The sequence below is a fragment of the Streptomyces sp. DSM 41931 genome, from assembly GCF_050271085.1.
In the GTDB taxonomy this organism is placed as follows: domain Bacteria; phylum Actinomycetota; class Actinomycetes; order Streptomycetales; family Streptomycetaceae; genus Streptomyces; species Streptomyces albogriseolus.
Window position 1 is genome coordinate 2,764,159 of sequence record NZ_CP189902.1, and the last position, 13,971, is coordinate 2,778,129.

Sequence of the window (13,971 nt, forward strand, 5' to 3'; positions counted from 1 at the left end):
GCCCCTTGTGAGGGCGTGGAATTCGTCACCGGCGTCGCCGGAGGCCGATCCGGCCCGTTAGTGTGAGCCCTCCGGTGCGTCCGTTCCTTCAGGTCCGTCCTGAGTTCCCGCACTGTGTGACCGAGACCCGAGCGCCTGGGAGGGGAAAGGCGCCGCGTGGCCCCGACGGAGGATTCGAGCGACCGTGGACGCGCAAGGCCGTGGGCGGGGAGAGAACATCGATCCCGCAGACCAGTGGGTACTCAATCCGACCACCGGCGAATACGAACTGCGACTGAGCCCTTCCGCACCGCAGTCACCCATTCCGGCCCCGCGCGGGCCGCGGAACCCGGGTGCGGGAAATACACGCGGCCGGTCGGCGTCGCCCGACCAGGCGCCCGAGCGCCCCGGCCGCGCCTCCCCCGGGCGTGAGACGCCCGGGCGGGACGTGCCGCCGCAGCGCCGGCGCCGGGGTGCGCAGGAGGAGGAGTCTCCGGCGGGCCGCCGCGGGCGCCGGCCGGCGAAGAAGAACCAGAAGGCCAGGAAGGTGCTGCTGTGGGGCAGCGGCACCGTGGCCTTCCTGGTGCTCGCCGCGGGTGTCGGCGGCTATCTGTACCTGGAGCACCTGAACGACAACATCACGTCCGTGTCGGACGACGGCGCGAGCACCGGTGGCTTCAAGAAGGACCAGGCCATCAACATCCTGCTGATCGGCACCGACAAGCGCACCGGCGCGGGCAACGAGGGCTACGGCGACAAGGGCAGCGCGGGTCACGCCGACACCACGATCCTGCTGCACGTGTCGAAGGACCGCTCCAACGCGACCGCGCTGAGCATCCCGCGCGACCTCATAGTCGACATCCCGGACTGCCCGACCCAGCAGGAGGACGGCAGCGAGAAGGTCATCCCCGGCTCCGTCGGCGCCCGCTTCAACACCAGCCTCGGGCAGGGCGGCCGTACGCCCAGCTGCACCATGCGGACCGTGACCGAGCTGACCGGCATCAAGCCGGACAACTTCATGGTGGCGGACTTCAACGCGGTGAAGACGCTGACCACGGCGGTCGGCGGCGTCGAGGTGTGCCTGGGCAAGGACATCAACGACCCGGACTCGCACCTGAACCTGCCCAAGGGCACGCACAGGATCGAGGGCGAGGAGGCGCTGGCGTTCGTGCGCACCCGTCACTCGGTGGGCCTGGGCGGCGACCTGAGCCGGATCGAGCTGCAGCAGCAGTTCCTCAGCTCGCTGATGCGCGAGCTGAAGTCGAACGACACGCTCACCAGCCCGTCCAAGATGATCAAGCTCGCCGAGGCGGGCACCAAGGCGCTCACCGTCGACTCCCAGCTCAACAGCATCAACAAGCTCAAGGACCTCGGTCTGGAGCTGGGCAAACTGAACGTCAAGAACCTGACGTTCACGACGATCCCGGTGATCGACAACCCCGCGGAGAAGGTCAAGGCGACCGTCGTGCTCGACGAGTCCAAGGCGCCGCAGGTCTTCGACCTCATCCGGAACGACGTGTCGTTCACCGAGGTCAAGCAGAAGCAGAAGAAGGAGAAGGCCGCCGTCGCCGCCCGTCTGAAGGGCGAGAAGGCCCCGGCGTCCGAGGTGCGGGTGCGCATCCTCAACGGCGGCGCGCCCCCCGGAAGCGCCCAGTCGACCCTGAGCTGGCTCCAGGTCGACGAGGGCGTCAGCAAGTCGGAGAACGCGGGCAACGCGCCCGCGGAGCTGGCGAAGACCACCCTCGAGTACGCCCCCGACCAGGCGGACCAGGCGCGCCGGCTGGCCGACATCATGGGCCTGTCCGCGTCGGCGCTGAAGCCGGGCGAGAGTGTCACCAACTCACAGGGTGTGCCCGCGATGACACTGACCCTCGGCAAGGACTTCAAGGGCGCGGGCGTCTCGCTCACGCCTCCGGACAAGGCGCCGGACGACATCAAGAAGTCCACGGCGGACAAGGTCGTGTGCGCCGAATAGGCACCTGACGGGCCCGTCTCGCGTCCTACGGGGCGCAGACGGGCCCGTCCATGTCCAGGGGTGGGAGAGACACCGCACGATGACGCGAAGTGACGTGTACGAGGAGGGGGCGGCGCAGGACAGCGCCCCGCGCCGGTCCGGCCCGTCCGACGAGGGCCGTCCCGAGGGACCGCCCGCCCCCGAGGGCGACGGCGGCGGAAGACCGCGCGGCGGACGGACGCGGCGCGCCCTGCGCTGGTCGGCGACGACCCTGGCCGTGCTGATACTCGGCACGGCGGGCGCCGGTTACCTGTACTACGACCACCTCAACGACAACCTGGTGAAGGGCGAGCGCAGCAGCGGCGACTCCAAGGCGGAGCGGTCCACGCCGAACGCGGCCGGGCAGACGCCCCTCAACATCCTGCTGATCGGCTCCGACAGCCGCGCCTCCGACGCCAACGTCGCCCTCGGCGGCGGCAAGGCCAACCGCGGCAACCCGCCGCTGGGCGACGTGCAGATGCTGATCCACCTGGCCGCCGACCGGAAGAGCGCGGCCGTGGTGAGCATCCCGCGCGACACCCGCGTGGACATCCCCCGGTGCACCGACCCGGAGACCGGGACGACGTACCCGGCGACCAACGACATCATCAACACCTCGCTGGGGCGCGGCGGTCCGGGCTGCACGCTCGCCACCTGGGAGAACCTCACCGGTGTCTACGTCGACCACTGGATGACCATCGACTTCGCGGGCGTGGTGCGGATGGCCGACGCGGTCGGCGGCGTCGAGGTCTGCGTCCGGCAGAACGTGTGGGACCGGCCGCTGCCCGGCGTGCCCGGCGGCTCGGGCCTGAAGCTGCGGGCGGGGAAGACCAAGGTGCAGGGCGTGCAGGCCCTGCAGTGGCTGCGCACCCGGCACGCGTGGGGCAGTGACGTCCTGCGCACCCGGGCGCAGCGGATGTACATGAACTCGATGATCCGCACCCTGCGCGGGCAGAACGTCTTCACCGACACCGGCCGGCTCACCGATCTCGCGGAGGCGGCCACCAGGTCGCTCCAGGTCTCCGAGGAGATCGGGTCGGTGAAGAAGCTGTACGACCTGGCGATGCAGCTGAGGACGGTGCCGCCGGACCGGATCACCATGACGACCCTGCCGACCGTCCCGGACCCGCAGAACGCCAACCACCTGCTGCCCGCCGGGAACGACGCGGAGCAGGTCTGGGCGCTGCTCCGCGACGACGTGCCGTTCGACGACAAGGGCGACAAGGGCGGCAAGGGCGCGAAGAGCGGTGCGGGCGGGAGCGGGAAGGCGTCCCGCGAGGAGCGCACCGCGGACCCGTCCGCCCCCGACGACGAGATCGGCGTGCTGGTGCGGAACGCCACCCGGTCCGCGACCGAGGGCCCGGTCTCCGGCCGGGCGAGCGCGATCGCCGGGGAGCTGGCCGCGCAGGGCTTCACCCGCGCCGCGCCGGACACCTCCGCCGCCGGCGCCGAGGAGCGCACCGTGGTGCGCTACCCGGCCGACGACCTCAAGGGGGACGCCCAGCGGGTCGCCAAGTCCCTTGGTATCCCCGTGAGTTCGGTCCGCCGGTCGGCCGACGTCTCCGGCGTCACCGTGGTGGTCGGCGCGGACTGGCGGGAGGGCGGGACGTACCCGGAGCCGGAGCCGCCCAAGGCAGGCGACCTGCCGGACGACGCCGACGCCCTCAGCGCGGCGGAGAAGGGCGCCTGCATGGACGTGTACGCGCCGTACCGCTGGTAGCGCCCGCGGGGCCGCCGCCACCCCTTGGGGAAATCGAGGGAAAACCCGGGGCAACTGACGGGCCCGTCGTGCGTCTAACAGGACGCAGGGCGGGGCCTGCGCGCCGGAGCGAGGTGTTTCCAGGGGTGGGAAGGACGGGGCAGTGACACAGAACGCCACGCGGGAGACGGCCCGCGACGAGGAGCTCGCGCCGGCTCCCGACGACGCCCCGCCCGCCGACGGCGCGGTCCCGCGTCCGCGGCGCTTCCACCGGATCCTCACCTGGTCGGCCGCGGTGCTCGCGCTGCTCGTCCTCGCGGCCGGCGGCGCGGGGTTCCTGTACTACCGGCAGCTCAACGACAACATCAAGAAGGACCCGCTGAACCTCGGCGACAGCAAGGTCGCCGAGCCGACGCCCAACGCGGCGGGCCAGACCCCGCTGAACATCCTGCTGATCGGCAGCGACGCGCGGGACAGCGAGGAGAACCAGAAACTCGGCGGCGCCCGCGAGACGTTCGGCTCGACGCCGCTGGCGGACGTGCAGATGCTGGTGCACCTGTCCGCGGACCGCAGCAACATGTCGGTGATCAGCATGCCGCGCGACACCCTGCTGCACATCCCCAAGTGCACCGACCCGGACGACGGCACGGTGTACCCGGCGAGCGAGGGCCGGGTCATGGCCAACCAGAGCCTCGGGCACGGCGGTCCGGGCTGCACGGTGGCCACCTGGCAGGAGCTGACCGGCATCCACATCGACCACTTCGTCATGGTGGACTTCGCGGGCGTGGTGGCCATGGCCGACGCGGTCGGCGGCGTCCCCGTCTGCGTCGACGCCAACATCCACTCGCGCGACGGCCAGGGGCACGGCTCCGGGCTGAAGCTGCCGAAGGGCACCCACCCGGTCAAGGGCGAGCAGGCCCTGCAGTGGCTGCGCACCCGGTACGGCTTCGAGGACGGCAGCGACCTCGCGCGGGCCAAGGCGCAGCACATGTACATGAACTCGCTGGCCCGGCAGTTGCGGGAGAACGCCACGCTGAGCAGCCCCAACAACCTGCGCCGGCTGGCCGAGGAGGCCACCCGGGCGCTCACCGTCGACCCCGGCCTCGACACGGTGAAGAAGCTGTACGACCTGAGCACCGAGCTGCGGAAGGTGAAGCCGGAGCGCATCACCATGACCACGATGCCCAACCGGTACGTGGGCGCCCGCGTGGAGCCCACCGAGGACGCCGAGAAGCTGTTCCGGCTGGTGCGCGAGGACATCGCCCTGGACGGCAAGGACGCCAAGCCGAAGCCTGCCGTGGAGAGGCCGCCCGCCGACCCGGCCGCGGACGACGCCGCCATCGCCGTGCAGGTCCGCAACGGCACCCGCACCGACACCCTCGCGCCCGCCCCGGGCCGGGCCTCCGCGATCACCGGGGAGCTGCGGGAGAAGGGCTTCACCAGCGCCACCGCCGACACCGACGGCGCGTACACCGAGGAGCGGACCGTGGTGCGCTACCCGAGCGCCGACCTGGAGGGCGACGCCCGCCGTGTCGCCGCGGTCCTCGGCATCCCGGCGGACGCGGTGAAGCGCTCCACGGACGTGTCCGGCGTGACGCTCGTCGTGGGCGCGGACTGGCGCGAGGGCACGCGGTACGAGGCGCCGGAGGAGGACGACACCACGCCCGAGTCGGCGCAGGCGCTCAACGGCGCGGACGACAAGGCCTGCATGCATGTGAGCCCCGCCTTCACCTGGTGAGGCGCGAAGGCCCCTGCCCGGTGCGGGGAGGGGCCTTCGGACGTCGGGGTGACGGGCGGACGGGGCGTCAGGCCGCCTTGGCGTCCTCCGCCTGGACGGCGGGCCGCCGGGAGGCGATGACCTTCTTCGCCAGGGAGCGCGGGCTGGTCAGGAAGCCCCAGCCCCACGACATGTGCATGGTGGCGAGGGCCACCGGGATCTGCAGCCGCGCCTTCAGCGGGAGGCCCTTGCCGGCGGGTATCGAGCCCGCGACGATCGCCGCGAGATAGCCGCCGGGGATCACGAAGCCCCACGGCGTGAGCGCCGCGCCCGCCACGAGGCCGGCCGCGATCGCGCACACCGCGGTCGGCGGCGCGAGGTAGCGCAGGTTGATGGAGCCGGAGTGGTAGCGGGCCACCACGTGGCGCCAGCGGCCGTAGTCCTTGTACTGCTTGGCGAGCGCCCGTACGGACGGGCGGGGCCGGTACGACACCCGCAGTTCGGGCGAGAACCAGATCAGCCCGCCCGCCTCACGGATGCGGAAGTTCAGCTCCCAGTCCTGGGCGCGGATGAACTCCACGTTGTAGCCGCCCTGCCGCTCCAGCGCCTCACGCCGGAACACGCCCAGGTACACGGTCTCGGCGGGGCCCGCCTCGCCGCCGGTGTGGAAGGCGGCGTTGCCCACGCCGATCTTCGAGGTCATCGCGGCGGCGACGGCGCGCTCCCAGTCGTTCTCGCCCTCGGCGTGCATGATGCCGCCGACGTTCTGCGCGCCGGTCTCCTCCAGGAGGCGTACGGCGGTGGCGATGTAGTTCGGGGAGAGCATCCCGTGGCCGTCGACGCGGACCACGATCGGATGGCGCGAGGCCTTGATCGCCGCGTTGAGGGCGGCCGGGGTGCGGCCCGTCGGGTTGGGCACGGTGTGCACCCGCGGGTCCTCGGCGACGAGTTCGGCGGCGATCTCGTCCGTGCGGTCCGTGGACGGACCGAGGGCGATCACGACCTCCATCTCGCCGGCGTACTCCTGGGCGAGGATCGCGCGGACCGCGCCGCGCAGATGCCGCTCCTCGTTGAGGACGGGCATGATCACGGAAACGGCCGGGGGCCGCACGTCGGGATTGGCGTTCATAGGGGCCTCACGTTACCGCGAACGGGGGACACGGTTGCGCGTGCCGGGGTGCTGTGCGGAGGGCCGCAGATCGTATCGGCCTACGGTGCTCACGATTCCACGCTCGGCCGTCGTCCGGAGGTGCCCCCCTTGCCCACGCCGCCGCGCTCCCCCCGGCCCCGAAACCCCGACCGGCGCCCGGCGCGGCCGCCACGGCCGGCCCCGCGCCCGCCGGCGCCCCCGCGCCGCCGGCCGCGGTGGGTCATGCGCACGGTCACCGCGCTGTCGGTCGTGGTGCTCGCCTCCGCCGGGATCGGGCACGCGGTGCTCAGCGGGCTCGACGACGACATCGCACGGGTCGACCCGTTCCGCGACATGAAAAACCGGCCCAGGGCCGGGCACGGCATGAACATCCTGCTGGTCGGCACGGACGGGCGGGACAGCATCGGCAGGGCGGAGCGGGAGCGGTACCGGCTCGGCGGGGCGCCCTGCCACTGCACCGACACGATCATGATCGTGCACATCTCGGAGGACCGGGACCGCGCCAGCGTCGTCAGCCTGCCCCGCGACTCCTACGCCGAGACGCCCCCGCACACCGACCGGGTCAGCGGGCAGCGGCACAAGGGACACCCGCTGAAGCTGAACGCGGCGTACGCGGAGGGCGGGCCGCAGCTCACCGTCCGGACGGTGGAGAAGATGACCCGGGTGAAGATCGACCACTACCTGGAGGTCGACTTCGCCAGCTTCATGAAGACGGTCGACGTGGTCGGGGGCGTGGAGATCTGCACCGACCAGCGGCTGAAGGACAGCCACAGCGGGCTCGACCTGCCCCCGGGCCGGCACACCCTGAAGGGCGGCGAGGCCCTCCAGTACGTCCGTGCCCGGTACGTCGACGCGGGGTCCGACCTCAGCCGGATGCGACGGCAGCAGCACTTCCTGGCGGCGCTGGTGGAGCGGGCCACCTCGTCCGGGATCCTGTGGAACCCGATGCGGTTCCGGGACGTCACCCGCGCGGTGCTCGGCTCGGTCCGCGCGGACGAGGGGTTCGGCACGGGCGAGCTGCTCGACCTGGGCCGGGCGATGCGGAACTTCTCGCCGTCGTCGTCGGAGTTCACCACCGTGCCCGTGGTGACGCCGGGGCACGTGGTGAAGGGCATCGGCTCCACGCTGAAGTGGGACCCGGAGAAGTCCGAGCACATCTTCGACGCGCTGCGGCGCGACGAGCCGCTGTCCACGCGGCCCTCGGCAGGCGCTGCGCTGCGGGTGCCGGTCGATCCGAAGCAGATCCGGGTGCAGGTCGAGAACGGCACCCGCACGCCCGGCCTCGGCCGGCGGGTGGACGGGGCGCTGGCGGCGACCGGCTTCGCCACCACCAAGGCGCCCGTCAACGCCGGCCGCCAGGACCACCGGCGCACGGTCGTCGCCTACGACCCCCGCTGGGACCGCTCCGCGAAGTCCCTCGCGGCGGCCCTCCCCGGCAGCGAACTCCGCCCGGTGAAGGGGCAGGGCCCGACGCTGAAGGTCATCGCGGGCGCCGACTTCGAGAAGGTCCGCAAGGTCCGCCCGAAGGACCCGGGCCAGGGAGAGTTCGGGATCGTCCGCGGCGACGAGGTCACCTGCACCTGACCTCCCGCCCGGCGGTCGGCCGGCGCTTCGTGGGGCGCTCGGCGAGCGAGCGGTGCCACAGGCGCCCGGGGCGGGAGCCGGACCCGTTCCGGGGCTCGGGGGCGTCCGCACGAGGGCGGCCCGGGAAGGGGCGGCGTCAGTCGTCGAAGCCTTCTGCCGCGCGCTTCTCGCGGAGTTCCAGGATCGCGCGGCGGCGGGCCAGCCGGTGGGTGCGGCGGATCTGCGCCTCCTGGTAGCGGCGGCGGTCGCGGTCCGTCTCGGGGAGTACCTGCGGCACCCGCCGCGGCTTGCCGTCGGCGTCGACCGCGGCGAAGACGAGGTACGCGGAGCCGACGTGCGTCGCCGGCGTGGACTCGTTCCAGCGCTCGGCCAGCACCCGCACCCCGACCTCCATCGAGGTCCGGCCGGTCCAGTTGACCTGGGCCTTGACGTGAACAAGGTCACCCACGCGGACCGGCTCGAAGAACGCCATCTCGTCCATGGAGGCCGTCACGGCCGGCCCTCCGGAGTGCCGGCCGGCGACGGCGCCCGCCGCGTCGTCGACCAGTTTCATGATCACCCCGCCGTGCACGGTGCCCAGAAGATTGGTGTCGTTGTGGGTCATGATGTGGCTGAGGGTGGTGCGGGACGCCGAGACGGGCTTGCCCGGGATCTCCGGACTGTCCGTCTGCGCGGCAGGGGCCTGGTCTGTCATGGCCTCCACCTTATGCCGAGGTGACAAGCGGTTGTTTTGTGTCAGCTTCGCAACAGCGCCGCCCTGATTTTCCGACGACCCTTGTACCGCCGGCCCTGCGGACCTGCACACTGTCTGCCATGAATGATTGGCCCGAGGCATGGTCCGACGACAACCGCGGCGGCCGCTACGGACGCGGGAGCGCGAGCGCACAACCTGAGAGCGCCCGCGTCATGCGGCAGGTGCGGCGGGGTCGGCCGGCCCCTCCCGGGCAGGACGCCTACGGCGGGGTGCCGCAGCAGCCCCACTACGTCGACGGCGGCTACGACAGCGGCTACAACACCGGCCAGGTGTACGGCGGCGGTGGCGGACGCGGCGGCGGTGACGGCTACGGCCCGCAGCGCCCCGCGCCGGACTGGCGGCGTCGTGTCAAGTGGACGGCGATCACCCTGGTGACCGTGCTGCTGGTCACCACCGTCGCCACGTACTTCTGGGCCGACTCCAAGCTCAACCGGGAGGTCGACCTGTCGAAGGTGATCGAGCGCCCCGAGAAGGGCGAGGGCACCAACTACCTCATCGTCGGCTCCGACAGCCGCGCGGGCCTGTCCGACGAGGACAAGAAGCGGCTGCGCACCGGCTCCTCCGAGGGCAAGCGCACCGACTCGATGATGATCCTGCACACCGGGAGCAACGGCCCGACCCTGATATCGCTGCCCCGGGACTCGAACGTGGAGATCCCCACCTTCAAGGGCTCCGAGTCCGGGAAGACCTACCAGGGCACCGGCCGCCAGGTGAAGCTGAACGCCGCGTACGCCGAGGACGGCCCCGAACTGCTGGTGCGCACGGTGGAGTTCAACACCGGTCTGCACATCGACCACTATGTGGAGATCGGCTTCGCCGGCTTCGCGAACATCGTGGACGCAGCCGGCGGCGTGGAGATCGACATCCCGCAGGACATCAAGGACACCAAGTCCGGCGCCGACTTCAGGAAGGGCAAGCAGACCCTCAACGGCGAGGAGGCGCTCGCCTTCGTCCGCACCCGTTACGCGCTGGCCGGCTCCGACCTGGACCGCACGAAGAACCAGCAGAAGTTCCTGTCCGCCCTGGCCAACCAGGTGGCCACCCCGGGCACGGTGCTCAACCCGTTCCGCCTCTACCCGACCATGGGCGCGGGCCTGGACTCCCTGATCGTCGACAAGGACATGGGGCTGTTCGACCTGGCCGACATGTTCTGGTCGATGAAGGGCGTCAGCGGCGGCGAGGGCACGTCGATGAACATGCCGCTCGCCGGCTCCAGCGGCGGCAACCTGCTGTGGGACAAGGACAAGGTGAAGCAGCTGGTCAACCAGCTGAACAACGACGAGAAGGTGACCGTCACCGGCGACTGACGCCGCTGCCGGTCACCGCGACGAGGGCGCCCCGCCGGGGGCGCCCTCGTCTGTGTCCGGCGTCCGTCACATCGGGGCGCCCGCCATCGCGCGGCACATCTCGGAGCAGCGGCGGCACGACTCGGCACACCGCGTCATCAGCTCGTCCTCCGGCATCGACATGCACGCCTCCGCGCACAGGTCGCAGGCCTGCGCGCACATCATGCACATCTCGTTGTGCAGCGGCGAGCGCCGCATCATCATGTCCGCGCACACGCGGGTCATCTCCGAACAGTCCAGGAGCGCCCGCATGATCCGCGTCTGGGCCTCGCCGCCCGTCCGCAGACACGCGCTCATGGTCTCCTCGCACACACCGTGGCAGGCCATGCACGCCTGGATGCAGTCCTGCATCTCCTTGCTCAGCGGTTCCGTGGCCGGCTGCTGCTGGGTCATGGCTCCTCCCAGGGGACGGCGAGGGCCGGCGTTCGGTCCTCGCACCTCCCGTCCTACGCCCCTGTGTCCATGACCACCACAGGACGTTGCTTGGCCGGGCCGGGAGCGGCAATCCGAAGGGTGGTGCCCGTGACCGCGGCGCCGAGGGGGCGATCGGCGGGACGGACAGGGAGAGGACCATGACGACACAGACGGAGCGGCAGCGGCTGCGCAGACGGCTGGAACGGCTCATCGGCATCGCGGCGACCGAGGGCAACGAACTGGTGCCGCTGCGCAACGGCGACGAGATCTTCCCGGCGATGCTGGAGGCGGTCCGCGCCGCGGAGCACACGGTCGACATGATGACGTTCGTCTACTGGCGGGGCGACATCGCGCGGGAGTTCGCCGAGGCGCTGGCCGAACGGGCCCGTGCCGGCGTCCGGGTGCGCCTGCTGCTGGACGGCTTCGGCGCCAAGGAGATAGAGCCGGGGCTGCTGAAGGCGATGGACGACGCCGGCGTCCACGTGGCGTGGTTCCGCAAGCCCACCCGGCTGTCGCCGATGCGGCAGAACCACCGCTGCCACCGCAAGGTGCTGGTCACCGACGAGCACACCGCCTTCACCGGCGGGGTGGGCATCGCGCAGGAGTGGTGCGGCGACGCCCGCAACCCCGACGAGTGGCGCGACACCCATGTGCGGGTCCGGGGCCCGGCGGTGGACGGCATCGCGGCGGCCTTCGCCCAGAACTGGGCCGAGTGCCACGACGAGCTGTACGACGAGTACGACCGCTTCACCGACCAGGACCAGCCGGGCAACGCCACGGTCCAGGTCGTCCGGGGCTCGGCCAGCTTCGGCTGGCAGGACATGCAGACCCTGCTGCGGGTGATGATCACCTCGGCGCGGGAGCGGTTCCGGCTGTCCACGGCGTACTTCGCGCCCGACGTGTACTTCATCGACCTGCTGGCGGCCGCCGCCCGCCGGGGCGTCGAGGTGCAGATCCTGCTGCCCGGCCCGCACACCGACCAGCGCGCCTGTCTGCTGGCCGGACGGCAGCACTACCAGACACTGGTGGACGCGGGCGTGGAGGTGCGGGAGTACCAGCCGACCATGCTCCACACGAAGATCATCACGGTGGACGGCGTCTGCTCCCTGATCGGCTCCACCAACTTCAACCGCCGCTCGCTGGAACACGACGAGGAGGTCATGCTGGCCGTCCTCGACGAGGACTTCACCGCGCAGCTCGACGCCGACTTCGACGCCGACCGCAAGCAGAGCGAGGCGGTCGACCCGGTCCGCTGGCGGCGCCGCCCCCTGCGCGCCCGTCTGGCGGAGGCGGCGGTCACCCCGATCCGGCGTTTCCTGTGAGCCGGCGGCGATGAGTTCCCCCTGTCCGGGAAGTCCACCCACTGTCACCGATGTCAGGAGAGACAGTGCCTCAGCTGCTGCGCGTGCAGAACTTCAACGTCTCGGCCGACGGGATCGGCGCGGGCGAGGACCAGACCCTCGAGCGCCCCTTCGGCCATGTGGACCCCGGCAGGATGTTCGCCTGGGCGGGGGCGACCGCGAGCTGGCCCAACCGCACCGACCCCGGCGGGACCCGGGGCCTCGACGACTACTTCACCCGTGATTTCAGGAACAACATCGGCGCCGAGATCATGGGGCGCAACAAGTTCGGGCCTCAGCGCGGGCCCTGGCAGGACCACGAGTGGCGGGGCTGGTGGGGGGACGAGCCGCCGTTCCGCACGCCGGTGTTCGTGATGACCCACCACCCGCGTCCGTCGTTCACGCTGTCCGACACCACGTTCCACTTCGTGGACGGCGACCCGGAGCGGGTGCTGGAGCTGGCGCGGGAGGCGGCGGACGGCAAGGACGTCCGGCTCGGCGGCGGGGTCACCACCGTGCGGCAGTTCCTCGACGCCGGTCTGGTGGACACCCTGCACGTGGCGGTGTCGCCGGTGAAGCTGGGCTCCGGGCTGCGCCTGTGGGACTCCCCGGAGGACCTGCTCGACCGGTACCACCTGGAGGTCGTGCCCAGCCCGAGCGGGGTGGCGCACCATCTGTTCTGGCGCAGGTGACCCCGGCGGGCCGGACGACGCGGGAGGGCGCCCGGGAGCCCCGGACGCCCTCCTCCGCCTGACCGCGGTTACGGCAGGTTGCGCGCCATCACGATGCGCTGGACCTGATTCGTGCCTTCGTAGATCTGCGTGATCTTGGCGTCGCGCATCATGCGCTCGACCGGGTAGTCGCGGGTGTAGCCGTAGCCGCCGAGGAGCTGGACGGCGTCCGTGGTGACCTCCATGGCCACGTCGGAGGCGAAGCACTTGGCGGCGGCGCCCTGGAAGGTCAGGTCGCTGTCGCCCCGCTCGGACTTCGCCGCCGCGGCGTATGTGAGCTGGCGGGCGGCCTCGATCTTCATGGCCATGTCGGCGAGCATGAACTGCACGCCCTGGAAGTCGGCGATCGGCTTGCCGAACTGCTTGCGCTCCTTGACGTAGCCCTTGGCGTAGTCGAGGGCGCCCTGGGCGATGCCGAGGGCCTGGGCGGCGATGGTGATGCGGGTGTGGTCCAGGGTCTTCATCGCCGTGGCGAAGCCGGTGCCCTCCTCGCCGATCATGCGGTCGGCGGGGATGCGGACGTTGTCCAGGTAGACCTCGCGGGTCGGCGAGCCCTTGATGCCGAGCTTCTTCTCCGGCGCGCCGAAGGAGACGCCCGGGTCGGACTTCTCGACGACGAAGGCGGAGATGCCCTTGGAGCGCTTCTCCGGGTCGGTGACGGCCATCACCGTGTAGAACTCGGACTCGCCGGCGTTGGTGATCCAGCGCTTCACGCCGTTCAGCACCCAGAAGTCGCCGTCGCGGACGGCGCGGGTCTTCATGCCGGCGGCGTCGGAACCGGCGTCCGGCTCGGACAGGCAGTACGAGAACATCGCCTCGCCCTTGGCGAGCGGGGCCATGTACCTCTTCTTCAGCGCCTCGGAGCCGGAGAGGATGACCGGCAGCGAGCCCAGCTTGTTCACGGCGGGGATGAGGGAGGAGGACGCGCAGACGCGGGCCACCTCCTCGATCACGATGACGGTGGCGAGGGCGTCGGCGCCGGCGCCGCCGTACTCCTCGGGGACGTGGACGGCGTGCAGGTCGTTCGCGACGAGCGCGTCGAGGGCCTCGCGGGGGAAGCGGGCCTCCTCGTCCACCGCGGCGGCGTGCGGCGCGATCTTCGCCTCGGCCAGCGAGCGGACGGCGTCCCGGAGCATGTCGTGCTCCTCGGACGGGCGGTACAGGTCGAAGTCAGCCGATCCGGCCAAGGTCTCTCACGCTCCAAAACGCTGCGATGCTGGTCACGCTAACTACCGTTAAGTAACTCAAATGTTAGGCCTTTCCC

11 protein-coding genes are annotated in these 13,971 nt (G+C 71.4%); 7 read left to right on the plus strand and 4 right to left on the minus strand.

Annotated elements, in window-relative coordinates:
- Positions 1 to 184: 184 nt before the first annotated feature.
- The 3 genes from ACP7TJ_RS12705 (at position 185) to ACP7TJ_RS12715 (ending at position 5,409) form a co-directional block, all read left to right on the plus strand.
- Positions 185 to 1,954: an LCP family protein gene (locus ACP7TJ_RS12705; RefSeq protein ID WP_167744880.1), complete on the plus strand. Its 1,770-nt coding sequence runs from the start codon at positions 185 to 187 to the stop codon at positions 1,952 to 1,954.
- Positions 1,955 to 2,033: 79 nt separating this feature from the next.
- Positions 2,034 to 3,692, plus strand: coding sequence for an LCP family protein (locus ACP7TJ_RS12710; RefSeq protein WP_266546608.1), 1,659 nt, complete (start codon positions 2,034 to 2,036; stop codon positions 3,690 to 3,692).
- A gap of 142 nt (positions 3,693 to 3,834) precedes the next feature.
- Positions 3,835 to 5,409 (plus strand): LCP family protein, encoded by a 1,575-nt coding sequence (locus ACP7TJ_RS12715; protein ID WP_266546611.1) that lies wholly within the window; start codon positions 3,835 to 3,837, stop codon positions 5,407 to 5,409.
- 67 nt (positions 5,410 to 5,476) lie between these two features.
- Here the strand turns inward: ACP7TJ_RS12715 and ACP7TJ_RS12720 are convergent, their stop codons facing one another.
- Positions 5,477 to 6,517 carry a glycosyltransferase family 2 protein gene (locus ACP7TJ_RS12720; RefSeq protein WP_093763898.1) on the minus strand — a complete coding sequence of 347 codons (1,041 nt, stop codon included), beginning with the start codon at positions 6,515 to 6,517 and terminating at the stop codon, positions 5,477 to 5,479.
- A gap of 243 nt (positions 6,518 to 6,760) precedes the next feature.
- On the opposite strand from ACP7TJ_RS12720, the gene ACP7TJ_RS12725 reads away from it, so the two are divergent.
- Positions 6,761 to 8,122: an LCP family protein gene (locus ACP7TJ_RS12725; RefSeq protein ID WP_427763205.1), complete on the plus strand. Its 1,362-nt coding sequence runs from the start codon at positions 6,761 to 6,763 to the stop codon at positions 8,120 to 8,122.
- 136 nt (positions 8,123 to 8,258) lie between these two features.
- Here the strand turns inward: ACP7TJ_RS12725 and ACP7TJ_RS12730 are convergent, their stop codons facing one another.
- Positions 8,259 to 8,816 (minus strand): acyl-CoA thioesterase, encoded by a 558-nt coding sequence (locus ACP7TJ_RS12730; protein WP_167744877.1) that lies wholly within the window; start codon positions 8,814 to 8,816, stop codon positions 8,259 to 8,261.
- Positions 8,817 to 8,935: 119 nt separating this feature from the next.
- Here ACP7TJ_RS12730 and ACP7TJ_RS12735 point away from each other — a divergent pair, with 119 nt between their 5' ends.
- Positions 8,936 to 10,183 carry an LCP family protein gene (locus ACP7TJ_RS12735; protein ID WP_093763870.1) on the plus strand — a complete coding sequence of 416 codons (1,248 nt, stop codon included), beginning with the start codon at positions 8,936 to 8,938 and terminating at the stop codon, positions 10,181 to 10,183.
- A 66-nt stretch (positions 10,184 to 10,249) separates the two neighbouring features.
- Here ACP7TJ_RS12735 and ACP7TJ_RS12740 read toward each other — a convergent pair whose 3' ends face one another.
- Positions 10,250 to 10,615: a four-helix bundle copper-binding protein gene (locus tag ACP7TJ_RS12740; RefSeq protein ID WP_093763869.1), complete on the minus strand. Its 366-nt coding sequence runs from the start codon at positions 10,613 to 10,615 to the stop codon at positions 10,250 to 10,252.
- Positions 10,616 to 10,794: 179 nt separating this feature from the next.
- On the opposite strand from ACP7TJ_RS12740, the gene ACP7TJ_RS12745 reads away from it, so the two are divergent.
- Complete coding sequence (locus ACP7TJ_RS12745; RefSeq protein ID WP_093763868.1) at positions 10,795 to 11,958, plus strand: phospholipase D-like domain-containing protein; 1,164 nt, start codon at positions 10,795 to 10,797, stop codon at positions 11,956 to 11,958.
- Positions 11,959 to 12,023: 65 nt separating this feature from the next.
- The gene (locus ACP7TJ_RS12750; RefSeq protein WP_093763867.1) at positions 12,024 to 12,668 is read left to right on the plus strand and encodes a dihydrofolate reductase family protein; all 645 of its coding nucleotides are present in this window, start codon (positions 12,024 to 12,026) and stop codon (positions 12,666 to 12,668) included.
- A 68-nt stretch (positions 12,669 to 12,736) separates the two neighbouring features.
- Here the strand turns inward: ACP7TJ_RS12750 and ACP7TJ_RS12755 are convergent, their stop codons facing one another.
- Positions 12,737 to 13,894, minus strand: a complete 1,158-nt coding sequence (locus tag ACP7TJ_RS12755) for an acyl-CoA dehydrogenase (protein WP_093763866.1) — start codon at positions 13,892 to 13,894, stop codon at positions 12,737 to 12,739.
- Positions 13,895 to 13,971: the final 77 nt, after the last annotated feature.

What these genes read in the sequence shown, in the direction of transcription:
- ACP7TJ_RS12710 (WP_266546608.1), top strand. Translation starts at nt 2,034, where the DNA reads ATGACGCGAAGTGACGTGTACGAGGAGGGGGCGGCGCAGGACAGCGCC.
- ACP7TJ_RS12720 (WP_093763898.1), bottom strand. Translation starts at nt 6,517, where the DNA reads ATGAACGCCAATCCCGACGTGCGGCCCCCGGCCGTTTCCGTGATCATG.
- ACP7TJ_RS12725 (WP_427763205.1), top strand. Translation starts at nt 6,761, where the DNA reads ATGCGCACGGTCACCGCGCTGTCGGTCGTGGTGCTCGCCTCCGCCGGG.
- ACP7TJ_RS12730 (WP_167744877.1), bottom strand. Translation starts at nt 8,816, where the DNA reads ATGACAGACCAGGCCCCTGCCGCGCAGACGGACAGTCCGGAGATCCCG.
- ACP7TJ_RS12735 (WP_093763870.1), top strand. Translation starts at nt 8,936, where the DNA reads ATGAATGATTGGCCCGAGGCATGGTCCGACGACAACCGCGGCGGCCGC.
- ACP7TJ_RS12740 (WP_093763869.1), bottom strand. Translation starts at nt 10,615, where the DNA reads ATGACCCAGCAGCAGCCGGCCACGGAACCGCTGAGCAAGGAGATGCAG.
- ACP7TJ_RS12745 (WP_093763868.1), top strand. Translation starts at nt 10,795, where the DNA reads ATGACGACACAGACGGAGCGGCAGCGGCTGCGCAGACGGCTGGAACGG.